Genomic DNA, 23,336 nt, shown 5'->3' with positions numbered 1-23,336 from the left:
GAAAATGTGTAAACCTATTTCAGGACTAGACATGTACGGATGGCGGAGTAAACATCGCGGCAGGCCCATAAAAGAGGAGATAGACTTCATTTTCTATTTCCGTTTGTTGACTGTGGTTTTATCCAGTGGTACAAGTGGAGCTGGTGTAATGCATTGATAATAAATTGTAAATCATAAACGGGTTGGTCATGCCATGGCTTTAACGTGATTTATTTTTGTGATGACAAGTTGCTGGGTGGAGTTAGATGGAAGATGTTACTGATATGTTTATGTTGTCATCTGTCGAATTACTGTTATTTTAACAAAGGAGTATGTGGTGGCAGATTCACCAGAAGAATTATTAAATCTATGGTACGAAAAAGTACGTCGAGGTCAAAAAGCTCAATATGCAGCAGCGAATCGAGCTCGTAGGATGTATTTTTGGCTAGGAATACCTACCGCACTTTTTTCGGCTTTAGCTAGTGCTTTTATTTTTTCAGGTATCGAGACGCTTGAAATTGGTCTTCCTATGGTTGTATCAATTCTTAGTCTCTTGGCGAGCATATTTGCTAGCATCCAAACATTTCTTGGCCCAAGCAACATTAATGAACATGAAAAAGCTGCGAAGAGTTTTGGTGAGCTGAAACGTCGAGCACAATTAGCTAAAGCGTGCCACCCAGCAGATATGAGTAAATGGCTTGATGAGTTTAAAAAGGATTGGGATAGGGCATCGGAGCTATCACCATTGTCCCCAAGTCCATTATTTTCAAATGATTCACAGTAATATTTACATGCCAAACGTTTGAAGAGATACATCCAACGTGTAGCATTTTGATGCTACGTTGGTTTATTGGCCAAGGTTGTATACGGTGGCATAGTTATTGTTCTGCTTATATTTTAACAGTAAGTTATGTGCAAGGAGGAACATTGGAGGCTAATTTTCAAGAGATAAGAGTAGGAAAAGAAAAGGCAGAGAAATACGTAATCCAAATTTGGAAGGAGCTTAACCTACCTAAGATTAACAAAAAGTATCTATATAGTGAGATAATCATCAATCAGAAATTAGCTGATGCATTTATCATCGATTTGAAGGGGGAGATAGACTGTGTTAGGAAAAATGGTAAGGCAAATGTCCTGCAACAAATGCTAGATCAGAATGACAGATTTCTAAGTTCGCCAATATCTATCGCAATAATGGGGGATGATACAGGGGTACAGATTGATCTTGGTGCCAAGTACGTAAGTCACTCCGAAAATGTAAAGGTCCCCGGAGGTATTGAGTCTCCAGAAATCTCTTTTGCTGATGATATTACGCATTATCGAAAGGAAGCATATAAAGCAATTTTATCTGACGATTTTTCAAGTTTAACGAGGGCTTACCGTTCATACCTACAATGTGCAGTATCTTTAGTTGATTGCTTTTTGCATAAATACACATTTCACGTGAATGAATTGGTTTCTAATTCAAAAGAGTTCATAAATCTGGTGACACTAAATTCCCAAGCACCTCTTGAGGATAGGCTTGATGCTTGGGTTACAACATTCGCAGCCCATAAACATAAAGAATTCAAATCATCGAAGTATCGCTCTAAATTTATTGAGTTAAAAAGCAAGCGGAATGGGATAGTTCATCCAACACATCCTATGTATAGTTATAATGTTAAAGATATGGTGAAATTCCTAAATTATGCCCCTGATGCAATTGGTGGCCTATTGGGACAATTACGTGGCTTCGCAGAAACAACTGACAAAATTGGTTTCATTCAGCAGATGAAATCAGAGCCACTTATACAACTAAGGTCACGAGTTTAAAATTCATTTGAGAGAGGCTCCCAACGCTCGCTTTTAGATTTAAGAAGCAATGGTTTATATAAAGTGGTTGCGTTGCGCACCCTTTAATACAGCCTTAAGTGTTTAAGACGAGTGTATATGTTTGAAAGAGTTTTTTAATTAAGAGGATTTAAGCAGCGCCATTATTCAAATACGTGAGTTCTCGGGCCAATAGTAAACAATGTTGGATATTTCAGGCTATAGCTGCTGCAAAAATCAGGGAGCCATGGCTCCCTAATCGCGACACACGGGGTGATAAATCAGCCGATGGCGGGTGCCAGTTGCCCGTTGGCGTGCTGCAGGCGTCCTTGGTTACGGCGCTGATAGCGCCAGGCCAGCAGTAGCGGCATACCGAGCAGCAGCTGGGCGGCCAGCGGGATCTCCTCGATGGGGGCGGCCAGTGCCCCTTCCGGAATAATGCCCCCCTCAATTTCGGCCGCCAGTTTGAGCTCCAGCGCATTGCCAAAGTCGGCGAAGGTGGTGGCATTGATGACAAATGCATCCTGACCGCCCGCCACGTTCTCCACATACCACTCTTGCAACACCCCATCGGCATAGTCCTGACCTATGGTGATGCCGTTGATGGTATCGATGCCGGAGGCGAGCAGTTGATCCCGCACGGTGGCGGTATCCAGCCCTGCGTTCTGGATACCGTCACCCGACACATCCATCACCTGGCGGGCGGCGGTGAAGTCGTTGGTATCAAACTGCAAGCCACCAAAGGCCATGGCCGAACCGGGTGCCGTCATCCCCGCATAGGGGCGGACCAGGGCATCAAGGGTGGCGGCGAAGTTGTTGATGGAGGTCATGTCGTAGAGGTGGAACCAGTCGGTCATCACGCTCTGCTGGGTCGAGCCGCTCCACATGATCATCTGTACCGCAATTGACCCCAGCTTGCCGCCACTGGTGTCGAGGATGGCGCTCTGTACATCCTGACTGTAAAAGGCGTCCACATAGCCCTGTAATTGCAGATTGAATTCCGATGAACTGACACTGCCCGACACATCCATCAGCAGTTGCAGTTCGGTATCGACTTCGGTCAAGGCGTATGCGGGGGAGGTGACCAACAACATCCCCAGCAGCCCTGCCAACGGTTTGAGTTTCATTGCTCACTCCTTCTCCCTGGCGCTAGTGCCAGCAGGGGGAATGAATAAAGCGTGCCAGCTTTGTTGCATCCTCTGACTTGGCTTGATCCGGGTGAGGTCGGGCAGGCATGGAACTTGCGACAGCGGTCAAAAGCGCTGATAACCGGCAGGAGTTGCGATGGAGATCCGTCCCTGGCAGTGGGCACCCAACTGGCTGCTACTTGGTTTGGCCAATCAGTGGGGCATGGTATGGCTCAATATGGGTCACTTCAACCTGCTGGTAGTGTTGCTGATTGCTATCTGGTGGCAAATTGCATCGCGGGTTGCACCGAGCTGGCACCCGCACCCACTGGCGCTCGCCCTCTTTATCCTGCTGATCCTGATCCCCAGCGCCAGTTGCAAGGCGCTGGCCTGTCTGTTGCTGGTGGCCTCGCTATGGCGCCGTCATCAGAGTGGCGATGAGCGGGCGGTGTTGCAGATTGTGCTCGCCTTTACTGTGGCGGTGTTGTGGGGGCAGCAGGTGTTTGCCCTGCTCTCCGGCCCTGTGCTGGCGCTCGATGCCTGGGGGGTGGGCCAGTGGTTGCAACTGCTGGGCTGGGAGACTCGCCTTGATGGCAATCGCATCGAGCGGTTGGGGGGGCATGCTCTGATCGTGCTCAAGGGGTGCTCCTCGTTTTCACAACTCTATCTGGTGGTGCTCTCCTGGCTGGTCTCCTGCTGCTGGCTGGCGCCGGAGCGCCCACTCTACCGGCAGTGGTCCATGTTGCTGCTGGTTTGCCTGCTCTATATCGGGGCCAATCAGCTGCGGCTGGTGCTGATGAGCCTGGATCTGCGCTGGTATGGCTGGCTGCATACCGGCTCGCTGGCCCAGCTCTACCAGTGGGCCATCATGTTGCTGGTGATGACCATCTTGTTTCTAAGGGGGCGCCGTGATGCGCCTGTCTAAGGGATATCTGCGGTTGGTGGCGTTATCAGAGCCGGGTGGTCAATATGATGTTGCTGGTGATGACCATTCTCTTTATCCGGGGACGCCGTGATGCATCTATCTAGGGGATATCTGTTGCTGTTGCTGGTGGCGCTGCTCAGTGCTGCCGCCATGGGCTGGCGTTATCAGAACCGGGCAGTTAACGAGGGGGCCAAGCCCATGCTCCTGGAGCTGGTCCAGATGGGCTGGCGCTTGCGGGTGGCTACGCCGGTATTGGGCGGCACCTATGTCAGCTATCAGCTGGCCCATCCCCGCTGTGATGGTCTGCTGCAGGCCATGCTGGTGGCGCCGGATAGCGAGGCGATGTCAGTGACGCTGGCGGGTGAAGGGATGAGCCAAGGGGTGATGTTTTTAGGCGAGCTGCACCAGAGCCCGCCGCTGCTCTCTTACCGTCTGACCCAGGGTTGGCGCAAATTGTGGGGGCTGGCCCCTTATCCCCTCTATCGGGTGGCCTTGCCGACTTCTTGCATTGACCTTATTGCGCCGCCGCTGGGGTGACCGACCCCGGTTCACCGTTTGGCAGAATTCGGATCAGCAAGGTATTGGGGGCCAGCATGGGGTCATAGCGGGGCTCCAGCTCAATGGCGCGAGAGCCCAGCAAGCGGGTGAGTGCGGTTAGCCGCACGCTCGCTATCCGCGCACTCTCCAGCATGTCGGTTTGCAGCCCGGGGCCGCTTACCAGCGCAATTCGGGCCGGATCCTTGCGTCCTAAAAACTGATGCAGCTGCTGCTCCTGATCCGCTGGCAGTTGTGTCTCCGCTTGCTGGTACTGCAGTTGCAGCTGGGGCTGTTCGGCCAGCTGCTGTTCCCGCAACTGGTTGAGGATCGGCAGGGTCTCATTGACCGGCTCCTGACGGGCGCAACCGGTGAGGATCAGCAGCGGCAGCATCAGGGGCAACAGGTGGCGCAGGGCGCTGTCTTTTGCTGTGGAGCGGGGAATCTGGTTGGCCATACGCAGTCACTTCAGGAGGATGAGTTGGCACCAGTTTGCAATGTTTTCAATCCCTTGGCCAGTTGTTCAATCTCGCGGCGCCACTGGATCCAGGCGGCAGAGGGCAGTTGCTCTGCCACCTGCCAGCGGGTCGGCAGCTGATCCCGCAGGCGCTCCAGCAGCAGGGCGGCCTCTACTTGATAGCGGGCCTCCTGCTCCAGCCAGGCGAGCCAGCGCAGATCTTCGATGGCTTGCTGCAACAGCAACAGATCGTGGGAGAGGCGGTGCGCCTCGCAGGCTTGCGGGCCGAGCAGCATAAAGTCGCTCTCCCGCCCGTCGGTGGGGTCATAAGGCAGGGCGGTGGGCATGCGGCCATGCCACTGTAAATAGCCCTCGGCGCCGCTTTGCCACAGATAGAAGCCGGCGGCTCTCGGGGTGCCCAGATTGTAAAACCAGGGGGTGACCTTGTGCTGGCGTACCCGCGCCACATCGGCCTTGTCGGCGCCAAAACCTGCGTTGATCAGGGCAATCTCCACCTCTGCCAGCAGACCAACCTGACCCGGATGATTGAAGTGGCCCGCACGGATCACCGCCGGATCCCGCCGTTTCATCTCCCGCGCCAGGGTGGTGATGGCGGGCAGGGTGGCGAGATCGGGCTCATCAAACAGGCTCCATGCCAGCGGGGGCAAGCCGCTGGCGGTCAGCCCCTGTTGCCGGGCCTGCCACTGATCAAGCTGGCTGGCAGGGTCTCCCCCCCAGCGTTTGAGCGGGGTATAGGCCAGCAGGGGCGGCACAAAGCCGAGCCCGGCCGCCTCTCCCATGATCTCCCGCATCCCCGCTTCATCCTGTGGCAGGGCGGGTGAAAGGCCACTGATCCCCAGCTTGGCGAGCCGCGCCAGATCGCAGCGACTGGCCGCGGCGATCTGCTCTTTTAGCGCCTCGGGGTCGGGGCTCAGCCAGTTGAGATAGGGGGGCGCTTCGACATAGATGCCGACCGGCTTGCTGGCCGCGGGCAGGGTCAGCGGCAGCACCTCGATAGTCAGTGGCAGCTGCACCAGTTGCTGTTGGCTGAGCAGCTGAATATTGCCGAGATAGCGCCCCGCCGGCGCATCGCGTGGGACGGTGATCTGCAGCACCAGACGCCGTGTCACTCCTGCCAGCAGGGTGAGCCCGGCGACCCCCTCGACCAGCTCCTGATCCGAGGGAGCCAGCAGGGTGCCGCTCGCCTGCGGGCGAACCAGATGCCACTTGCCGTAATAGGGGGTCAGCGCCAGCGGCGATCCTGCCTGCTCGGGGGGCTGGATCACCAGCAAAGGGGCCGGATCGTCGGTGGTGGCGTGGATGGCAAACTCCATCAGCAGCTGGCTGCCACGGGCGGCCAGCACCGGTTGTGCAGCCTGCTTCAACGCATCGGCCGCAGATAGCGGGGCGATCTGCAGGGTGGGGGCGGCATCCGTAATCGGCGTGAGGCTCAGTTGCTGAGAAGCAGGGGCTGGGGTTGGGGAATAGGGGGCCAGAGTCCACTTTTCCAAAAACAGCTGGCGCTGCTTGGTCAGCACGCTTGCGGTAGCGTCGGCCAATACGGCGCGATCTTTTCCACTATTCGGGAGCGCCTCTTTGCTGGTGGGGGCCGGATAGGGGGCAAGCAGCAGTCCCGCCAGGTACTTGGCATCCGGTGAGTGACCTACCAGTGTGATAGTGAGCGGGCCGCCGGGGTGGTTCAGGGTGACATGGACCGGGCCGCCCTGTCGTGCCCCGAACAGCTGCCAGGGATCCGGGTTTGGCAGTGCCTCGCGGGATTGTCCCGCCAGATAGCGCTGCGTTAGCCACTCCTGCGGTTGCCACTGCTCGGCCCAGATGGGCTCGCCATTGACCAGTACGCTGCGCTCGAAGGGGTGGGGCAGGTACTCCCACTCGCCGGGGTCATCGAGCCAGAGGGTGAGCTGGTAGCGCCCCTTGGCCAGGTCCAGTCGCACTCCGTCGAGATTGCGCAGCCCATCGCGAACCAGGGCATCGCCGGAGGGGCGCAAGATGGGTGTGGGATGGCCAATCAGCCGGGGATCTCCCGGACTCAGGGCCTCAAAGCCGGTAAATCGGGGCGCGGCGGCTGCCCCCAGATCCAGCGCAATGGTGCCCGCAGGCAGAGTCAGACCGGGCTCCCAGTACCAGCGGTGAATGGTCAGCGAGGGGGCGTTATCGGCCATAAAGAGATAGAGCTTGGTGAGTTTGTCCAGCGCCAGCGCTCTGGGTTGGCTGGTGCGCCACTCGCTCAAGGCAAAGCGCTGGGTGAAGGGGCCGGGTGCGACAATCCGCTCCAGATTGACCCGGCTGCGGTAGTTGACCGAGGCCTCATCGTCGATACGCAGGATCAGGGTTTGCGGGCGGGCGCTGGGGTTATGGCCCTCGATCACCAGTTCATCATCGCTCCCTATTGGCCAGTTGTAGGTGCTCAGATCGAGCCGCTGGGGTGTCTGGTTACCTGTCATGGGCAGCGGGGTCTGCCCCTCCAGCCGGGTCGCGGCCATTGCTGCATGGCAGCAGAGCAGGATAACCAGCCAGAGCTCTCTGCTCATCCGACCAGCCCCTTCAACCAGTTGTTCAGCTCGGCAGCCTTGTGATCCCAGCTTTGCAGGGCAACCTGCTGCTGGCGCGTGTGGCGCCCTTCGCTGCGGGTGAGCCCCTCCCAGCCACTCTCCTGAAACCAGCCCGGATTGGATTGATCAAAGGCGGCCCGATTGATGGCCTGGGCCAGGCTCTCCCCATCGTGGGGGAGCTGGATCTGATCCCGATAGCCATCGAGAGCCGGAAAATCGGTGCTGACGATGGGGCGCCCTGCGGCCAGATATTCGCGCAATTTCAATGGATTGCAGGCACGGATCTGGGCGTTGTCGACAAAGGGCAGCAGGCTCACCTGCCAGTGCTGGGCATAGGCTGCCAGTGTGTGATGGGGACGGGGCCCCAACAGATGGATATTGGGGAGCCCCTTGAGGGGGGAGATATCGGTCTGGACCGGGCCAATCAGCACCAGATCCCAGTGGGGCAGGGCGGCGGCCGTCTCTGCCAGAAGGGGAATATCAATCCAGTCGCTCAGGCTGCCGTAAAATCCGGCAATGGGACGGCCGGAGGGGAGATCCGCCGGGCGCTCTCTGGGGGGCATAAACAGCTCGAGATCCACGCCGTGGCTGAGGAGTCGGGTTTTATGGGGGGGAAAGCGGCTGGCCAGCGCGGGGCTGGCGGCCAGAATGAGATCGGCTTTTTCCACCAGTCGGGCCTCGCAGTGAGCGATGGCCTGATGATCCACCCCTGCCAGCGCCGAGAAGTCATCGCCGCAGTAGTAGATGACCGCCCGCTCTTCGAGCTTGCCAATCAGATCGACGGCGCTGGGCAGGGAGATCCAGAGCAAGGGGCGATCCAGCTCGGGCAGCTGACGCCGGATCTGCGCCGCCAGCCAGTGGCCATTGATCTTGCCCGCCAGCCGACTGCTGTGCAGCGGTAAGGCGAGCGGCGGCAGAACCCGGGGGCTGTTGACCTCTGATGGCGCAACCGACTGGCCGCCAGCATGGCGCGCGCCGCGCAGCACGGCCCCCAGTTTGCGGACGATGCGGGTGAGATCATGAAGGGTAAAGCGGGGGCAGCGCATGCCGATGGAGTTGACCCAGAGCACTTGATAATCGGGCAACAGACGCTTGATCAGGTGTTGGGTGCTGGAGGGGTGCTGGCCCCAATCCTCGCCCAGCACCACCAGTTGCGGCAGTGAGTGTGGTTTCATGCAAGGGTCTCCGAGGCGTGTGCGAGGTCGCTGTGATCCTGTGGTTGCAAGGGGCGCAGTACGGTAGCCGGTACACCCGCTGCCAGCACACCTGCAGGCAGATCCCGGGTGACGACGCTGCCTGCGGCGACAATGGTACCGGCGCCTATGGTGACACCGGCCATCACCATCACCCCGGTGCCGAGCCAGACATCCTGCTCCAGCACAATGGCCCCCACCTGTTCATCGCGATCCGGCAGGCCCCGGGCGCGATCGCGGGCGTTGATCGGGTGCCCCGGGTAGCCCGCCAGAAAGGCGCGGCCAGCAATTCTGACGTTATCCCCCAGCACTATCTTGCTGCCCACCGCCAGGGTGGTCTGCCAGCCAATGCCGACATTGCGGCCAATCACCAGCCTTGGTGTCTGGCTCGATGCCCGGCCGCTGATGGTCATGGCGGCGCTGAGGCGGCAGTCGGCACCAATTTCGATGGTGACCGGACCGCTGATATAGGGGATGCCGCCATAGAGATAGAGGCGCGGGGCGGGGGCCGTGAGGCGAGATTGAAACAAGGGGGTCCACCAGAGGGTGCGGGTCAGGGTCGCCAGCGCGTTGCTGCCCAGCAGATAGAGCCGATAAAGCAGCCGGTGCAGGGGAGGGATCACTGGGCATGACCAGTGGCGGGCACTTTTGGCCAGTCGCCATACCCGGCGGGCCAGTGGCGTCTCCCCCTGTTTGGCCCAGCTTTTCATCCGGTGCAGGTTGATGGTGTTCATGGCGGCCTCTCCCTCTGGTGCAGTCCGTTGCTCGCTATGCAGAAAGCAGGGATCGGGCCAACAGGACGACCCCAGCTAGATCGGGCCAAATGGGGCTAAGAGGAGGGGCAGATTGCGCCGGTCGGTGCAATTTGCAGCCAGCGTTGTGCAAAACGCAAATGCCAGTCTCATTCTGGGCTTGTTCAGGCCGGTTAAGCCGCACAGAGGGACTATCGCTTCAGGGCGGGAGTGAGTGGCGTGGGCTTTGCATTAGCGGTAGCTGACCCGAAGCGGGATGCTTCGGGAGGCTGGGAGGCCCTATGAAACTTGGTGTAAACCAGATTGCCATGCTCTATTACGCCGGCGGCTTGCTCCTGATGAAGGGGATCTCCCTGCTGATGTTGCCGGTGCTGACCCATCAGCTGCTCCCTCGTGAATACGGTCAGCTGGAGGTGCTGCTCACCCTTATCAATCTGGGCTCCCTGATCCTTGGCTTCGGGCTGGTGGATGCCCTCTACCGCTTTGCCGGACTGGCGAAAGATGAGCAGGAGCGCCAGCAGGTGGTGGCCCGCATGTTTGGGCTGGTCTGGCTGATCGCCCTGGCCAGTCTGGTGCTGCTCTGGCTGTTGGCACCTGTGGTGCAAGCCTGGCTGCCGGTGGAAACCCGTCTTGCGGATGTGCGCTGGGTGCTTTGCGCCCTGCCGTTTGAAGGGGTGATCGGCGTGCCACTTGCATGGCTGCGGATGCGCAATCAGGCCCGGCTCTTTTTCGTGGCGACCGCAGGCAAGGCGGTGATCCAGTCGGTGCTGACCGGCTGGTGGCTTTGGCTCGGCTGGGGCGTGAGCGGGGTGCTGGCTTCCGGCACCCTGACCTGCGTTGCACTGGCGTTGCTGCTGAGCCTCTGGCAATGGCGAGATAGCGGGATCCGCTTTGACTGGGAGCACTATCGGCCGCTGCTGCGCTATGGATTGCCCCTGGTGGTGAGCGGGCTGGCAGGCTTTGCCCTGAGCGGACTGGATCGCTGGCTGCTGGCCGATGTGGTGGGTGAGGCGCTGCTTGCCTACTACGCGGTGGCGGGCAAGCTGGCGCTGGCAGTGGGGTTGTTGCTGCAACCCTTTGCCCTCTGGTGGTATCCCCGCCGTTTCATGCTGCTGCGCGAGCCGGATGGACTGCGGCTCAATGCCCACTACAGCGTGATGGGGTCGGTACTGGGGTTTGTTACCGCTGGGATTGTCGGGCTCACTGCTCCCTTGCTTATTCGCTGGCTGACCCCGGAGAGCTATCACGGGGCGATCGCCTACATTCCGCTGCTGGTGCTGGGCATGGCGGTGCGCAATGTTTCGGACTTGCTCAATGTCGGCTGCTTTAGCGGCGAGAAGAGCAATGCCCAGATGGTGATCAATCTGGGCTGCAGCGCCCTTGGGGTAGCAGGCTTTCTGCTCGCCATCCCCCCCTTCGGGGTTGCCGGGGTGATCTGGACTCTGCTGCTGGTCTATCTGGTGCGGGCGCTGGCCTTTTATCTGGTGAGCCAGCGGTTGCTGCCGCTGCCGTATCGCCTCTCGACCCTCTGGGCCAGTTCGCTTGGGGCGCTGGCGATGGTCTGGCTCGGCCAATGGTGGGCAGGATCATGGCTCGTCTAACGCCGGCCATCTGGGCAAGCGCCATCTGTCTGGTGCTGGCTCTGCTCTGGTGGCGGCTGCCCCATCCTTTGCTGCTGCCGGTGCTCGGCCTTGCCATTCCCGCCATCTGGTTTGCCCTGCGCTGGCCCTTCTTGATGGTGCTGGGGTTTGTCACCTTCTCCTTTTTTCGGCTGCATGAGGTGTTCCCCCAGCTCTATCCCCTCAAGATCCCGCTGCTCTTCTCGCTGGCCGCCATCGGCGCGCTGGTCTGGCACATTTTGCTGACCGGCCGGATCAAGCCCTACTGGAGTCCAGCCCTGAGCTGGCTGACTGCCGTCTTTGTGATGGTCTCCATCGGTGTGCTGTTTGCCAGCAACCGGGGCGAGGCGATCGCCACCTGGACCGGCAGCTACAGCAAGATCTATCTGATGACCCTGGCGACCGCCTGGCTGGTGCGCACCCCGGGGGATTTTGCGCTGGCGGTGCGCACCTTCGTGGTAGCGGGCTGTCTGGTGGCGCTGGTGGCCCTCTACAACAAGGCGAGCGGGATCGGGCTGGTGGAGGGCACCCGGGTGACCATAGGGCGCGAGCTGGGCTCTGTGCTGGGGGATCCCAACGATCTGGCGCTGGTGCTGCTCTTTCCTGCCGGCTTTTCATTGAGCTTGCTGCTCAATCAGGGCAATGGGGTGGGGGGGCGTTTGCTGGGGGGGCTTGGCTTTGCGCTGACCGCCGCCGCCATTATCGCCACCCAGAGCCGCGGTGGTCTGCTGGGTATCTGCGCCGTTGGTGGCCTGTTTGCCTGGCAGCGGGTGCAGTCGAAAATCCTGTTGATTTCGCTGGGGATGGTCGCGCTGCTGGTGCTCTTTGCCGCCGCCGGGATCAGCGACCGGGCATCTGGCGGCGCCGCCGAGAGCGGGGTCGATGCCTCGGCCATGGGGCGGATCTACGCCTGGCAAGCGGCCTGGGGCATGGCGCTGGGCCATCCGCTGGTGGGGGTGGGCTTGTCCAATTTCTATTACAACTATTTCTTCTACAGCCCCCATTGGGATGGACTGAATCATGCGGTGCACTCCACCTGGTTCGGGGTGCTGGCTGAAACCGGCTTTGTCGGGCTGGCGCTGTTTATCGGCATGGTGACGGTGACCCTGCGCAGTTGCTGGCGTTGCCAGCTTGCTGGCATGCCTCCTGCAGTGATCACGGCGATGCAGGGGGTGATGGCCAGCATGGTGGGGTTTGTGATTTCGGGATCCTTCCTGACCCAAGGGTTTACCTGGCCCATCTATCTGGAGTTGGCGCTGGCCGTCGCCGCCATCAAGTACGTGCAGCAGGCGGCCACAGAGGTAAAGGCCACCGCTGAGGATCATCAGGAGGCAACCCGGTTGCCGGCAGTGCCACCAAAGGGAGCAAGAGGATGAACGCAACCCCTGTTTTGCTGGTTCACTACGGAGAGGACTGGATCCGCGGCAGCGAACGCTGCCTGCTGGATCTGCTGGCTCACCTCGATCGCAGCCGGTTTACGCCGTTGCTCTGGTGCAATAGCCCGACGCTGGCGGCAGAGGCGGCCCCCCTCGGGATAGAAACCATGGTCGAGCCGTTCAGCCTGCTGCTGGGATGGCAGGCGCCACGTTTTGATCTTGCTGCCCATCGGCGCCTCTCCCGGCGAGCCAGAGAGCTCATCACCGAGCGGCAGATTGGGCTGGTACACGCCAACAGTGCGGCCCCTTGTCAGTGGCTGGTGGGGGTCTGTCGGGCGTTGCAGGTACCGCTGGTGTGCCACCTCCATGCCCGTTACCAGCCCAGAGACAGATTCAGCCTGCGGGTTCATCAGGCAAGCGTGCTGATCGGGGTGAGCGAACCGGTGTTGACCGGTTGGCGCCAGGATGGCTGTGCGGCCGAGCGGTTGATCCGGGTACCCAACGGGGTGGATGCCGCTCGCCTGAATGGCGGTGCTCACTGGCCGGTCGTCGGCATGCTGGGCTTGCCCCCGGGGGATATGATCATCGCAACCGTCGGCTCATTGATCAAACGCAAGGGGATTGATCTGTTGATCCGCTCGCTGGCTGCCCTGATGGCATCGGGGGAGGAGGCCCAGTTGCTGATCATTGGCAGCGGTCCGGAGCGGGAAGCATTGATGGTGTTGGCTGTCGAGCTCGGGGTGGCCGAGCGGGTCCACTTTTTGGGCGAGCGGCCGGACAGTGCCGCTATCTTGCGGGGCGGGGTGGATCTGCTGGTCTCCGGAGCCCGTGAGGAGGTGTTTGGTCTGACGTTGGCGGAGGCGGGCATGTTGGGGCTCCCGGTCAGTGCCTATCGGGTGGGCGGCATTCCGGAAGTTGTGGAAGAGGGGGTGACCGGCTTGCTGGCAACCCCGGGGGATTGGGCCGAGATGGCTGATCACTGGCGGCAATTGAGCAATCCGCAGCGCCGATGTGCGATGGGGCGGGCCGCTAAGTTGCGTGCCGCACAGCTGTTCACGGTGGCGCGCTATGTCGACGGGGTCACGGCGGTGTGGGACGCCGCGTTGGCTGGTCGTTGGCACGCCACGGCCTCCACACCCTTCCGACCACTCATTCACTGGGCGGGGCAGCGACTCCTTGCCAGAGGTCGCAATATGCTGGCGAGTGGGATGGCAAGAGTGGCGCAAAAAGTGCAACTGGGGTTTGGCCGCCGCAAGGTGCCAGAGTAAGGGAGCAGCAAGATGAGCATGCAAACTGAGACGGTGTTCGGAAAGGTCATCGTTGTGGATCCCATCCCGTTTCGCGGTGGCTCCAAGGTTGCGACCGAAGTGCTGCTCGATGAGTTGGCCAAACGGATGCCCGGGCTCACATGCCATGTGTTGACCCAGGATCCCGACTCCTGGCCCCGTAGCCAACATCACCCCCTTTGGCTGCCCCACATATTGAAGGGGCGGGAGTCCGGCATCGGCTATCTGCTCAAACAGGGGTGGCAGACCCTGCTCATCCTCTGGCTGGTGTTGCGTTTGGGGGAGGTGAAGTGCCTGGTGGCGGCGTCAGGGCCGGGGGTGGATCTCTGCTGTTACTGGGCGGCCCGCTGGTTGCGGTGCCGGGTGGTTCAGCTGATCCATGGCCCTGTGGGGTGCTCGGGGCTCTCTGCCAGGGCCTTGCAACGGGCGAATTTTGTGTTTTATCTCGAATCAACGCGCAGCTCCCTGGCGGCATTGCTGGCCCGGCTTGGCGAGACCGAGTTCCCGTCACACTGGCAGCCATTTACCAATGGTTTGAGCGAGATTGATTGGCCCAAAGCGACCCTGGGGGGGCCTCGTATTTTGTGGGCGGCCTCGTTGCTACGCTGGAAGGGGCTGGAGACCATGCTGGCCGCCCATCAACTGATCCCTGACGCTCGCCCCGAGTTGATGGTGTGCTATCTGCAGCCCAAGGGCACGCTGCAACCCTGCAGCCAGCCCCAGCCACAACTGCCAGACACCTATTGGTATGCCAACCCCGCCAATCTTGACGAGATCCGATCTCAATGCGGCATTTTTGTCTCCACCAGTCATCAGGAACCGTTTGGCCTCTCCATTCTGGAGGCCATGGCGGCAGGATTATGCGTAGTGATCCCGGCCGATGGCGCCTGGTGGGATCGACATCTCACCGATGACGTGAATTGCCGTAAATATCAGCCAAACGATCCCGGCGATCTGGCGCGGGTGCTGGCCAGCCTCAATGCCATGCCCGACGTGGTCAAGCGACTTGGCCATCATGCCCGCCTGCATGCCATGGTCCATTACAACGCGGCAGATACCTATCAAAGCACACTGGATCAGTGGGAAGGTATGTTGCGATGGGATGCGTTGAGCCTTGCCGTGCATGGTTAGCGCGCAGTGGTTCCCCACGGGGAGGATGGGGGCGTATGAGGGACTTATGGTCAGACTGGTTGCGGGAGGCTGGGTGACTCCGCCACTCTGATGCAGTTACGGCCGGATGATTTGGCGGTGTAGAGCGCAGTATCAGCCAGTTTTACCAGTTCAGACGGCTGCCAGTGACTCGATGGTCTGAGGCAGGCAACACCCATGCTAACTGTCACCAGACCGGTGGCATTTTGTGCGTGTGGCTGCGCGAGTGCAAAAATCAGCCGCTGGATATGTTGGGCAATTTCATAGGCGGATTGACGCTCGACATGTGGCAGCAGGATGACAAACTCCTCTCCCCCGTAGCGGGCCACCAACTCCCCCGAGCGGCGCCCGGATTGCGCCAGGGTATGGGCCAGCAATCGAAGGCACTCGTCACCGGCAACGTGGCCATAGAGGTCGTTGAACTGCTTGAAATGATCGATGTCGAGCATGATGAGCGCAATCGGCATCTCTGTCTGAATACAGTGTTCCCAGGCCTGGTTCAATGAGTTGTCAAATAGACGACGGTTGCCGATATTGGTTAGCCCGTCGGTATTGCTGAGCCCTTCCAGTTTCCGGTTCGCTTCCGCCAGCTCCTTGGTTCTGAGCTCGATAATGAGTTCCAGCTCATGTTGGCGCTCCTCCAGACTGGTCATCGGGTAAATTTCGCTTTCCCGAGCCGCACTGTAAGGGATGGAGATACTGCTGTGAGCAATTTTCCACGCCATGGCTTCGTGTCGAAAAATCAGCACCAGCCTGGCGGTTCTGCGGGAGAGGATAGGTTCGGATTTCGGTAGATGGATATGGAAGAAGGCGGTGACAGCCACCACATCCGCGGCCAGATCTTGCAGGGTCACATCGAGTATTTCCAGGCGGATCCTGTCCGGGATCTGGGCAAAATCGCGGCGGGTTATCCGTATCCACTCATCCCTATCGGTAACCAGAACATCACTGCTGCCGGCAAAACCGCTGAAATTGTCGCTAAACCGCGTGGTGAGCCGATCATCCCGTGATGAATACAGCTCGATGTACTCATCAAACAGTGAGCGGATCAACGGTTCCCGTTCAGTGGTCATTGCGCTGGGTCCATGTGAAGTAGTCACGTTTTTCAAACGTTCGATTGAACTATAGTCAATTATGTCATTTTAATTGGCTATCTATTTTGATTTTTCTCGTTTTTTTGTTCAATTCCCGCACTTGGCAAGTGTCCGTAGGGCCAGCCAGAAACAAGGCTCCATGGCGTGGTTATCAGAGGCAGTCAGGGGGAGGTTTCTCTCTGCAACTGCGGCCGCTGCGGGCTGCATTTCACGAGCTGAGCATGGCTGTCAACGAGTTAGAGTTCGATCATGCGCTGCTGTTGCTGGAGCCACTGCTCGGCTGATGGTTAACACCCTTATCGTTTGCCATGTTCATCGTCATCCCAACTCATTTTTTGGGGTTGCCATTGAACAAGAATAATTATCATCTATATCGATGGAGATGGAGATGGATATTTACGCCCTGGTTAATTACGCAGGGTGACGTGAAGGTAAATAGTGTGAATGCGTGCGGTAACATCTGTAACTTGGTGAGCGAATGCATCGCGAGTTAAATATGTACACTATGTTGCAGGCAGCCTTCCACCTTGCCTTTTCTCTTACCATTAATTTGAATGCAGATTCACGATGATGCGTAAACATATCCGTGGGTGCGATATTTTACTCACCAGCATCCAAGACAATAAAGAGTGGGGGGAGCGTATTGATATGCATACCTCGGCGGCATCTTTTCATTAAGCTGGGTTATAAACGGCAGGGAGGCCAAGCGGGGTTGTGCTGTGTGGGCTAGCAGTAGAACGTGTCGCACTGAAGCGCAGGTAAAATGTAAACTGAAACCAAGCGACATGCAGGTAAATCGTGCCGTGCAGGCCGTGCTTGCTACCGGTGGCAGCTGGCCGTGAGACCGTTCTGGTGTGGAGAGGCAAGTCAGGAGGTTGTCCCGTGGATGACTGTATGGAATATGCAATGAAATGAGTAAAGATATATTAAATGGATCATTTATGGGTGGGCATCAGTATTGTGAAATGAGCGGTATAGCCAAGACTTCAATCATGTTAATTTGGCTCACAGTGAAAGAGAGGATATGCGGTGATTAATTATTTAATATCCAATTAAGTTCATAAAATTTATTAAGCAGCCAAATATCTCTTTGGGGGTAATTAATTTCGTTTGTGATGTGGCTCGCTATGGAAATAGGGGTAAGCCGGTCGAAGTTGATAGAGATCAATACTGTGATGTGGGTGAGTCCTTAGCATTTCTCCTATTAAGCATTTACCAAACAAGTGCTCACTACGGGAATAAGAAGAATGGTCGAGGATAATTTTTTATCGGCACATGGGATTAATCGCCGTGATTTTATGAAATTGTGTGCCGGGATGGCCGCAACCCTGGGATTAAGTCAGCATGCCGTCGCCAAGATGGCTACCGCGCTCACCAGCCCCGAACGGCCGCCGGTGATCTGGATTGGGGCGCAGGAGTGCACCGGTTGTACCGAATCGCTGCTGCGCGCCACCCACCCCACCATCGAGAACCTGATCCTCAACACCATTTCGCTGGAGTACCACGAGGTACTCTCGGCGGCCTTTGGTCATCAGGCGGAAGAGAACAAGCACAACGCCATCAAGCGCTATAAAGGCAAGTATGTGCTGGTAGTGGATGGCTCCATTCCGCTCAAAGATGGTGGTGTCTACTGCATGGTGGCCGGTGAGCCTATCGTCGACCATATTCGCCGTGCCGCCAGTGATGCCGCTGCCGTCATCGCCATCGGCTCCTGCGCCGCCTGGGGCGGTGTGCCAGCCAGCGGCGGCAACCCGACCGGTGCCGTCAGTCTGGAAGAGGCGCTCGGCAATATCGGCACCCCCATCATCAATATCCCGGGATGCCCGCCCAATCCCCACAACTTCCTCACCACGGTTGCCTACTACATCACCTACGGCAAGCTGCCGGCGCTGGATAGCAAGAAGCGTCCGCTGTTTGCCTATGAGCGGCTGATCCACGAGAACTGCGAGCGCCGTCCGCACTTCGATGCAGGGCGTTTTGCCAAGGAGTTTGGCGATGAGGGCCACCGGCAGGGCTGGTGTCTCTACCACCTGGGCTGCAAAGGGCCGGAGACCTACGGCAACTGCTCGACCCTGGAGTTCTGCGATGTGGGCGGCGGCATCTGGCCGGTCGGCATCGGTCACCCCTGTTATGGCTGCAACGAGCAGGGGGTCGGTTTTAGCAAGGGGATCTTCCAGCTCGCCAAGGTCGAGAACCCGACTCCGAGGGTGGATAAACCAGATGTGAAGATCCAGGAGGGGGGCTATACCTCGCCCACCGCGACTAGCCTGATCGGTGGCGCCCTCGGGGTGCTGGTGGGGGTGAGTATGATGACGGTGCGTGAACTCGGTCGCCAGCAGAAGCGCCACGAAGCCGGGCAGCACCCATCACGGGAGGAGTAACCGTGAACAGACGCAACTTCCTCAAATTTGCCTCCGTCGGTGCGCTGGCGGTGGGCACAGCCGTACCTGGCACCGCACTGGCTGCGGCCAAGAACAAGCCGCCCATTCCCGGCGCGCTCGGCATGCTCTATGACTCCACCCTCTGCGTCGGCTGTCAGGCCTGTGTGGCGGAGTGTCAGCGCCTCAACGGCAACCCGGCCAATCCAGCCGGGGCACAAACCTGGTCCAACAACGACAAGCTGACCCCCTACACCAACAACATCATTCAGGTGTGGAAGAGCGGCACTGGCGAGCACAAGGATCAGCTGGTGGATGGCTACGCCTACATCAAGAAGCAGTGCATGCACTGTGTCGATCCCAACTGCGTCTCTGTCTGTCCGGTGCAGGCTCTTAAAAAAGATCCCAAGACCGGCATCGTTCACTACGACCCGAGCGTCTGCACCGGCTGTCGCTACTGCATGGTGGGCTGCCCGTTCGATGTGCCCAAATATGACTATGACAACCCTTTGGGGGCGATCCACAAGTGCGAGCTCTGCAACCAGCAGGGGCTTGAGCGGATCGATCAGGGCAAGTTGCCCGGCTGTGTCGAGGTGTGCCCCACCGGTGCCGTGATCTTCGGTACCCGCGAGGAGCTGATGGCTGAAGCCAAGCGTCGTCTGCTGGCGACTCCGGGCAGCGAATATGCCTATCCGCGCCAGACCCTCTCTGCCAACGACCCTTACCTGCACGAGGTGCCCAACTACCAGCCTTACGTCTATGGCGAGAAAGAAGGGGGCGGCACCCAGGTGCTGGTGCTGGCCGGGGTGCCCTATACCAAGCTCGACATGCCCGATCTGCCGGAGCTCTCCTCCGGTGCCCGCTCCGAGCATATCCAGCACACCCTCTACAAGGGGATGGTGCTGCCCATGGTGGTGCTGACCGGCCTTTCGGTGCTCATTCGCCGCAACACCAAGAATGGTCACGATCATCATCACGATGATGGCCATGATCAGGGGATTGCGCAGATCAAGGATCAGGGCACCACAAAGGGAGGCAAGGATCATGAGTAATCACAAGGCACATCCCCTCGGAGGCAAGCTGGTCAGCTGGCCTGTGCTGGTGCTGGCCCCCTTTGCCGTGCTGTGCGGCATGTTGATTTTAAAACGCCTCGTCTTCGGGCTGGGCTCGGTCACCGACCTGAATGGCGGCTACCCCTGGGGGCTCTGGATCTCGTTCGATCTCTTGATCGGTACCGGCTTCGCCTGTGGCGGCTGGGCGCTGGCCTGGGCTGTCTATGTGTTCAACCGGGGCGAGTATCACCCGCTGGTGCGACCGGCCCTGCTGGCGAGCCTGTTTGGCTACTCGCTGGGCGGCCTCTCCATCACCATCGACGTGGGGCGTTACTGGAACCTGCCGTACTTCTACCTGCCCGGTCACTTCAACACCTCCTCGGTGCTGTTCGAGACGGCGGTCTGCATGACCATCTATATCGGGGTGATGGCGCTGGAGTTTGCGCCCGTGCTGCTGGAGAAGTTCGGCTGGAAGGCGTCGCTCATTCGCCTCAACAAGATCATGTTCTTCGTGCTGGCGCTGGGGGCTCTGCTGCCCACCATGCACCAATCCTCTATGGGCTCGTTGATGATAGTGGCGGGGGAGAAGATCCATCCGCTCTGGCAAAGCTACGAGTTGCTGCCGGTCTTTTCGCTGCTGACCGCATTTATCATGGGCTTCTCCATCGTGGTATTTGAGGGCTCCTTGGTGCAGGCCGGATTGGCGGGACGGGGCCCCAACGAGAAGTCGCTCTTCTACAAGCTGACCCAGGTGATCGACATCTTCCTGATCCTGTTTGTGGCGCTGCGCTTTGCCGAGATCGTCATCCACGACAAGTCGGAGTATCTCTCCGAGTTCAATCGCTTCTCCATCATGTTCTGGAGCGAGATTGCGCTGATGATCTTCCCGCTGCTGGTGTTCCACTGGGACAAGAGCCGCCGCGATTCGCGCATGTTGTTCCTGGGGGCCCTCAGCATGCTGCTGGGCGCCGCCCTCTGGCGACTGGATTACTCCCTGCTCGCCTTCAACCCCGGCAATGGCTACCACTACTTCCCCTCTGCGGAGGAGGTGCTGATCTCTCTGGGCTTTGTTGCCATCGAGGTGTGTGCCTATTTGCTGTTGATCCGGCTCTTGCCGGTACTGCCATCACTTGAACGTGTTCACCAAGATTATCAGGCCCGAGGGAAAGCCAACGTATGAGCCAACGTATCACCATAGACCCCATCACCCGCATTGAGGGGCACCTGCGTATCGACTGCGAAATCGAAGGCGGAAAAGTGACCAAAGCCTGGTCGTCCGGCACCATGTGGCGCGGGATGGAGGAGATCGTCAAGGGCAACGACCCGCGCGATGCCTGGATGATAGTGCAGCGCATCTGCGGGGTATGTACCTCCATCCACGCCATCGCCTCGGTGCGGGCGGTGGAGAACGCCATCGGCGCCAAGGTGCCGGTCAACGCCCAGTACATCCGCAACCTCATCATCGCGGCCCACAACATCCACGATCACATCGTCCACTTCTATCAGCTCTCCGCGCTGGACTGGGTGGACATCACCGCGGCCCTTGAGGCCAATCCGCAAAAAGCGGCGGACATGCTCAAGGGGGTATCGACCTGGTCCCTCAACAGTGCCGACGAGTTGACCAAGGTGCAGGATAAAATCCGCGCACTGGTGGCCAGCGGCCAGCTCGGCATCTTTGCCAACGGCTACTGGGGTCACAAGGAGATGAAGCTGAGCCCGGAGGTAAACCTCATCGCCGTGGCCCACTACCTGCAGGCGCTGGAGTGCCAGCGCGATGCCAACCGCATTGTCGCCATTCTGGGGGGCAAGAGCCCGCACATCCAGAATCTGGCGGTGGGCGGCGTGGCTAACCCCATCAATCTGGATGCGCCTAGCGTGCTCAACCTGGAGCGGCTGCTCTATGTGAAGAGCTTTATCGACCGGCTCGGCGAGTTTATCGAGCAGGTCTACAAGGTGGATGCCGCCATCATAGCCGCGCACTACCCCGAGTGGCTGAATCTGGGGCAGGGGGCCAAGCACTACCTGAGCGTGCCGGAGCTCCCCACCGACGCCAACGGCGGCAGCTTCCTGATGCCGGGCGGCTATATCGAGAATGGCAATCTGGCGGGATATCGCCCCATCGAGAGCCATCAGGATGGCTGGCTGATGGATGGCATCGCCGAGAGCAACAAGCACGCCTGGTACAAGGATGACGAGCCTCTCAAGCCGTGGGAGGGCAAGACCGAGCCGAACTACACCGGCTGGCAGGATGACGGCAAATACTCCTGGGTCAAATCCCCCACCTTCTACGGCAAGGTGGTGGAGGTGGGGCCGCTCGCAGACCTCTTGGTGAAGCTGGCCGCCAAACACCCGGAGACGGTGGCGCATTTCGATCAGCTGAACGGCATCTACAAGGCGCTCACCGGCTCGGCCATCAAGACCGAACAGCTGCACTCCACCATGGGTCGCATCATCGGTCGCGCGGTGCGTTGCTGCGTGCTCAAAGATACCCTGTCACATCAGTGGAAGGCGCTGGTGGACAACATCGGCAAGGGGGACACCACCGCCTATATCAAGGCCGAGATCCCGGCGGATAAAGAGTTTCGCGGGGTGGGCTTTGAAGAGGCGCCGCGTGGCATGCTCTCCCACTGGATCGTCATCAAGGATGGCAAGATCGAGAACTATCAGGCGGTGGTGCCATCGACCTGGAACTCGGGCCCGCGCAACTTCAACGATGAACCCGGCCCCTACGAGCAGGCGCTGGTGGGCACCCCTGTGGTGGATCCCGCCAAACCGCTGGAGGTGGTGCGCACCGTTCACTCGTTCGACCCCTGCATGTCCTGTGCGGTGCACGTGGTGGATACCCAAAATGGCGAAACGACTCAGGTGAAGGTGTTGTGATGAACATCCTGATCCTGGGCGTCGGCAACCTGCTCTTGAGCGATGAGGCGGTGGGGGTTCGCATCGTCGAGGCGCTGGGGCGCAACTACCGTTTCGCCCCCGGCATCGAGCTGCTCGACGGCGGTACCGCTGGTATGGAGCTGCTCGAAGCGATGGCCAGTCGCGATCACATCATTCTGGCGGATGCGGTGCGCAGCGGTAATCCGCCGGGCACCGTCGTGACCCTGAAGGATGAGGAGATCCCGACCCTGTTTGGCCGCAAGATATCCCCCCATCAGCTGGGACTGGCGGATGTGCTCTCGGCGCTGCACATGACGGGGGAGTCGCCGAAGCGGCTCACTCTGATCGGCATTGAGCCTGAATCCCTCGAACCCCGCATCGGCCTCACCCCAGTGGTGGCAGCTGCCATGGGGGAGGCGACGGATCGGATTTTGACCCTGCTCGCTGCCGTTGGTGCGCCCGCCATTCCGCTCTCTGAGCAGGAGAAAGCTGAACAAGCGCGGGAGGGCCTATGGCGCAATCCTATTTAAGTGAGGTTGATGCTGTGCAGGAGTTTGCCGGTTTTGCCAGCAATCCCGCGCCTCTGCTGGTAGCCCAGTACGAGCGGATCGCTCGTGAAGAGATGCAGGCGCTGCCCTTCTATCACGCCACCATGCCAATCGTTGCGGAGTGCGTGTTGTTTGAAGACCAGTGGCTTGGCTGCGTGCTCACCCCTTGGATGCTGAGCGTGGTGGTGCTGCCGGGGCCGGATCAGCTTTGGCCGGTGCGCAGCAGCAGCGATCGGCTCGCCCTGCAGCTCCCCTGCGGCAACATGACCTTTATGGTGGGTGAATTGCCAGAAAGTGGTCAGCTGCTGGCCTGCTCCCTGATGTCGCCGCTCGATCCCCATCTCGGTGCCGGGGAGGGGCGCTCACTGGTGAGCAGCACCCTCAAGATGCTGCGCTCCTTGCCGGTGCAGCAAGGGGCTGGCGGCGTGGATCTGGGTCGCAGACGGCTATTCGGTGCCCGGCGCGGTCAACCGGCATAGTCGCTAGGTTTCACGCGAAATCAAGTTTAGAATAGGGGGCCATTTTGGCCCCTCACTCCCATGTTAAATCACGCATTCCACCTCTTTTTTGAGTGATGATCCGTGAGTGGTACAAAACAAGAAGGA

20 protein-coding genes are annotated in these 23,336 nt (G+C 59.2%); 14 read left to right on the top strand and 6 right to left on the bottom strand.

What is annotated here, in order from left to right; all coding sequences use genetic code 11:
• The first annotated feature begins 316 nt into the window (after positions 1 to 316).
• Together LRL22_RS15310 and LRL22_RS15305 are read left to right on the top strand one after the other, a co-directional pair.
• On the top strand, positions 317 to 763 hold the full coding sequence (locus tag LRL22_RS15310; RefSeq protein WP_270905763.1) for an SLATT domain-containing protein: 447 nt from the start codon (positions 317 to 319) through the stop codon (positions 761 to 763).
• A 50-nt stretch (positions 764 to 813) separates the two neighbouring features.
• Positions 814 to 1,791, top strand: a complete 978-nt coding sequence (locus tag LRL22_RS15305) for a hypothetical protein (RefSeq protein WP_270905762.1) — start codon at positions 814 to 816, stop codon at positions 1,789 to 1,791.
• Between the two features lie 278 nt (positions 1,792 to 2,069).
• Here LRL22_RS15305 and LRL22_RS15300 read toward each other — a convergent pair whose 3' ends face one another.
• Positions 2,070 to 2,915, bottom strand: coding sequence for a DUF1194 domain-containing protein (locus LRL22_RS15300; RefSeq protein ID WP_270905761.1), 846 nt, complete (start codon positions 2,913 to 2,915; stop codon positions 2,070 to 2,072).
• Between the two features lie 157 nt (positions 2,916 to 3,072).
• On the opposite strand from LRL22_RS15300, the gene LRL22_RS15295 reads away from it, so the two are divergent.
• Together LRL22_RS15295 and LRL22_RS15290 are read left to right on the top strand one after the other, a co-directional pair.
• Positions 3,073 to 3,840 (top strand): hypothetical protein, encoded by a 768-nt coding sequence (locus LRL22_RS15295; RefSeq protein WP_270905760.1) that lies wholly within the window; start codon positions 3,073 to 3,075, stop codon positions 3,838 to 3,840.
• Positions 3,841 to 3,930: 90 nt separating this feature from the next.
• Positions 3,931 to 4,377: a hypothetical protein gene (locus tag LRL22_RS15290; protein WP_088869109.1), complete on the top strand. Its 447-nt coding sequence runs from the start codon at positions 3,931 to 3,933 to the stop codon at positions 4,375 to 4,377.
• Here the strand turns inward: LRL22_RS15290 and LRL22_RS15285 are convergent.
• From LRL22_RS15285 to LRL22_RS15270, 4 genes are read right to left on the bottom strand one after another with little or no spacing between them, the layout of a single operon-like run.
• Positions 4,355 to 4,831: a hypothetical protein gene (locus tag LRL22_RS15285; RefSeq protein WP_216962422.1), complete on the bottom strand. Its 477-nt coding sequence runs from the start codon at positions 4,829 to 4,831 to the stop codon at positions 4,355 to 4,357. The two genes, LRL22_RS15290 and LRL22_RS15285, sit on opposite strands and share 23 nt — an antisense overlap.
• Positions 4,832 to 4,842: 11 nt before the next feature.
• Entirely contained in the window at positions 4,843 to 7,383 is a 2,541-nt protein-coding gene (locus LRL22_RS15280; protein ID WP_270905759.1) for a hypothetical protein, read from the bottom strand.
• Complete coding sequence (locus LRL22_RS15275; RefSeq protein ID WP_270905758.1) at positions 7,380 to 8,579, bottom strand: glycosyltransferase; 1,200 nt, start codon at positions 8,577 to 8,579, stop codon at positions 7,380 to 7,382. The genes LRL22_RS15280 and LRL22_RS15275 overlap by 4 nt, the downstream gene beginning before the upstream one ends.
• A complete protein-coding gene (locus LRL22_RS15270) occupies positions 8,576 to 9,331 on the bottom strand; it encodes an acyltransferase (RefSeq protein ID WP_270905757.1) in 756 nt (251 codons plus the stop codon). The genes LRL22_RS15275 and LRL22_RS15270 overlap by 4 nt, the downstream gene beginning before the upstream one ends.
• 299 nt (positions 9,332 to 9,630) lie before the next feature.
• Here LRL22_RS15270 and LRL22_RS15265 point away from each other — a divergent pair, with 299 nt between their 5' ends.
• The 4 genes from LRL22_RS15265 to LRL22_RS15250 are packed head-to-tail and all read left to right on the top strand — an operon-like array spanning position 9,631 to position 14,761.
• Positions 9,631 to 10,950 carry a lipopolysaccharide biosynthesis protein gene (locus tag LRL22_RS15265; protein ID WP_257698920.1) on the top strand — a complete coding sequence of 440 codons (1,320 nt, stop codon included), beginning with the start codon at positions 9,631 to 9,633 and terminating at the stop codon, positions 10,948 to 10,950.
• Positions 10,938 to 12,344: an O-antigen ligase family protein gene (locus LRL22_RS15260; protein WP_270905756.1), complete on the top strand. Its 1,407-nt coding sequence runs from the start codon at positions 10,938 to 10,940 to the stop codon at positions 12,342 to 12,344. Before LRL22_RS15265 ends, LRL22_RS15260 begins: the two co-directional genes overlap by 13 nt.
• On the top strand, positions 12,341 to 13,612 hold the full coding sequence (locus tag LRL22_RS15255) for a glycosyltransferase family 4 protein (protein ID WP_270905755.1): 1,272 nt from the start codon (positions 12,341 to 12,343) through the stop codon (positions 13,610 to 13,612). The genes LRL22_RS15260 and LRL22_RS15255 overlap by 4 nt, the downstream gene beginning before the upstream one ends.
• Before the next feature lie 12 nt (positions 13,613 to 13,624).
• Positions 13,625 to 14,761, top strand: coding sequence for a glycosyltransferase family 4 protein (locus LRL22_RS15250; protein WP_270905754.1), 1,137 nt, complete (start codon positions 13,625 to 13,627; stop codon positions 14,759 to 14,761).
• 50 nt (positions 14,762 to 14,811) lie between these two features.
• On the opposite strand, the gene LRL22_RS15245 is transcribed toward LRL22_RS15250, so the two are convergent.
• Positions 14,812 to 15,852, bottom strand: a complete 1,041-nt coding sequence (locus LRL22_RS15245) for a GGDEF domain-containing protein (protein ID WP_270905753.1) — start codon at positions 15,850 to 15,852, stop codon at positions 14,812 to 14,814.
• A gap of 1,268 nt (positions 15,853 to 17,120) precedes the next feature.
• Here LRL22_RS15245 and hybO point away from each other — a divergent pair.
• The 6 genes from hybO to hybE are packed head-to-tail and all read left to right on the top strand — an operon-like array spanning position 17,121 to position 23,210.
• Positions 17,121 to 18,254, top strand: coding sequence for a hydrogenase 2 small subunit (gene hybO, locus LRL22_RS15240; protein ID WP_270905752.1), 1,134 nt, complete (start codon positions 17,121 to 17,123; stop codon positions 18,252 to 18,254).
• Positions 18,255 to 18,256: 2 nt separating this feature from the next.
• Positions 18,257 to 19,303 carry a hydrogenase 2 operon protein HybA gene (gene hybA, locus LRL22_RS15235; RefSeq protein ID WP_270905751.1) on the top strand — a complete coding sequence of 349 codons (1,047 nt, stop codon included), beginning with the start codon at positions 18,257 to 18,259 and terminating at the stop codon, positions 19,301 to 19,303.
• The gene (hybB, locus tag LRL22_RS15230) at positions 19,296 to 20,483 is read left to right on the top strand and encodes a Ni/Fe-hydrogenase cytochrome b subunit (RefSeq protein ID WP_005351459.1); all 1,188 of its coding nucleotides are present in this window, start codon (positions 19,296 to 19,298) and stop codon (positions 20,481 to 20,483) included. Before hybA ends, hybB begins: the two co-directional genes overlap by 8 nt.
• A complete protein-coding gene (hybC, locus tag LRL22_RS15225; protein WP_270905750.1) occupies positions 20,480 to 22,183 on the top strand; it encodes a hydrogenase 2 large subunit in 1,704 nt (567 codons plus the stop codon). The genes hybB and hybC overlap by 4 nt, the downstream gene beginning before the upstream one ends.
• Positions 22,183 to 22,713 carry a HyaD/HybD family hydrogenase maturation endopeptidase gene (locus LRL22_RS15220; RefSeq protein ID WP_042053838.1) on the top strand — a complete coding sequence of 177 codons (531 nt, stop codon included), beginning with the start codon at positions 22,183 to 22,185 and terminating at the stop codon, positions 22,711 to 22,713. Before hybC ends, LRL22_RS15220 begins: the two co-directional genes overlap by 1 nt.
• A complete protein-coding gene (gene hybE, locus LRL22_RS15215) occupies positions 22,695 to 23,210 on the top strand; it encodes a hydrogenase-2 assembly chaperone (RefSeq protein WP_270905749.1) in 516 nt (171 codons plus the stop codon). Before LRL22_RS15220 ends, hybE begins: the two co-directional genes overlap by 19 nt.
• Positions 23,211 to 23,336 lie beyond the last annotated feature (126 nt).

The organism is Aeromonas sp. PI_26, assembly GCF_027854445.1.
In the GTDB taxonomy this organism is placed as follows: domain Bacteria; phylum Pseudomonadota; class Gammaproteobacteria; order Enterobacterales; family Aeromonadaceae; genus Aeromonas; species Aeromonas veronii.
Note: the sequence above shows the minus strand (reverse complement) of the source record. Positions and strands in the feature narration are given on the sequence as shown.

Coding starts and splice junctions, on each gene's coding strand:
- LRL22_RS15305 (WP_270905762.1), top strand. CDS start 814: ATGCTACGTTGGTTTATTGGCCAAGGTTGTATACGGTGGCATAGTTAT.
- LRL22_RS15300 (WP_270905761.1), bottom strand. CDS start 2,915: ATGAAACTCAAACCGTTGGCAGGGCTGCTGGGGATGTTGTTGGTCACC.
- LRL22_RS15295 (WP_270905760.1), top strand. CDS start 3,073: ATGGAGATCCGTCCCTGGCAGTGGGCACCCAACTGGCTGCTACTTGGT.
- LRL22_RS15290 (WP_088869109.1), top strand. CDS start 3,931: ATGCATCTATCTAGGGGATATCTGTTGCTGTTGCTGGTGGCGCTGCTC.
- LRL22_RS15285 (WP_216962422.1), bottom strand. CDS start 4,831: ATGGCCAACCAGATTCCCCGCTCCACAGCAAAAGACAGCGCCCTGCGC.
- LRL22_RS15280 (WP_270905759.1), bottom strand. CDS start 7,383: ATGAGCAGAGAGCTCTGGCTGGTTATCCTGCTCTGCTGCCATGCAGCA.
- LRL22_RS15275 (WP_270905758.1), bottom strand. CDS start 8,579: ATGAAACCACACTCACTGCCGCAACTGGTGGTGCTGGGCGAGGATTGG.
- LRL22_RS15270 (WP_270905757.1), bottom strand. CDS start 9,331: ATGAACACCATCAACCTGCACCGGATGAAAAGCTGGGCCAAACAGGGG.
- LRL22_RS15265 (WP_257698920.1), top strand. CDS start 9,631: ATGAAACTTGGTGTAAACCAGATTGCCATGCTCTATTACGCCGGCGGC.
- LRL22_RS15260 (WP_270905756.1), top strand. CDS start 10,938: ATGGCTCGTCTAACGCCGGCCATCTGGGCAAGCGCCATCTGTCTGGTG.
- LRL22_RS15255 (WP_270905755.1), top strand. CDS start 12,341: ATGAACGCAACCCCTGTTTTGCTGGTTCACTACGGAGAGGACTGGATC.
- LRL22_RS15250 (WP_270905754.1), top strand. CDS start 13,625: ATGAGCATGCAAACTGAGACGGTGTTCGGAAAGGTCATCGTTGTGGAT.
- LRL22_RS15245 (WP_270905753.1), bottom strand. CDS start 15,852: ATGACCACTGAACGGGAACCGTTGATCCGCTCACTGTTTGATGAGTAC.
- hybO (WP_270905752.1), top strand. CDS start 17,121: ATGGTCGAGGATAATTTTTTATCGGCACATGGGATTAATCGCCGTGAT.
- hybB (WP_005351459.1), top strand. CDS start 19,296: ATGAGTAATCACAAGGCACATCCCCTCGGAGGCAAGCTGGTCAGCTGG.
- hybC (WP_270905750.1), top strand. CDS start 20,480: ATGAGCCAACGTATCACCATAGACCCCATCACCCGCATTGAGGGGCAC.
- LRL22_RS15220 (WP_042053838.1), top strand. CDS start 22,183: ATGAACATCCTGATCCTGGGCGTCGGCAACCTGCTCTTGAGCGATGAG.
- hybE (WP_270905749.1), top strand. CDS start 22,695: ATGGCGCAATCCTATTTAAGTGAGGTTGATGCTGTGCAGGAGTTTGCC.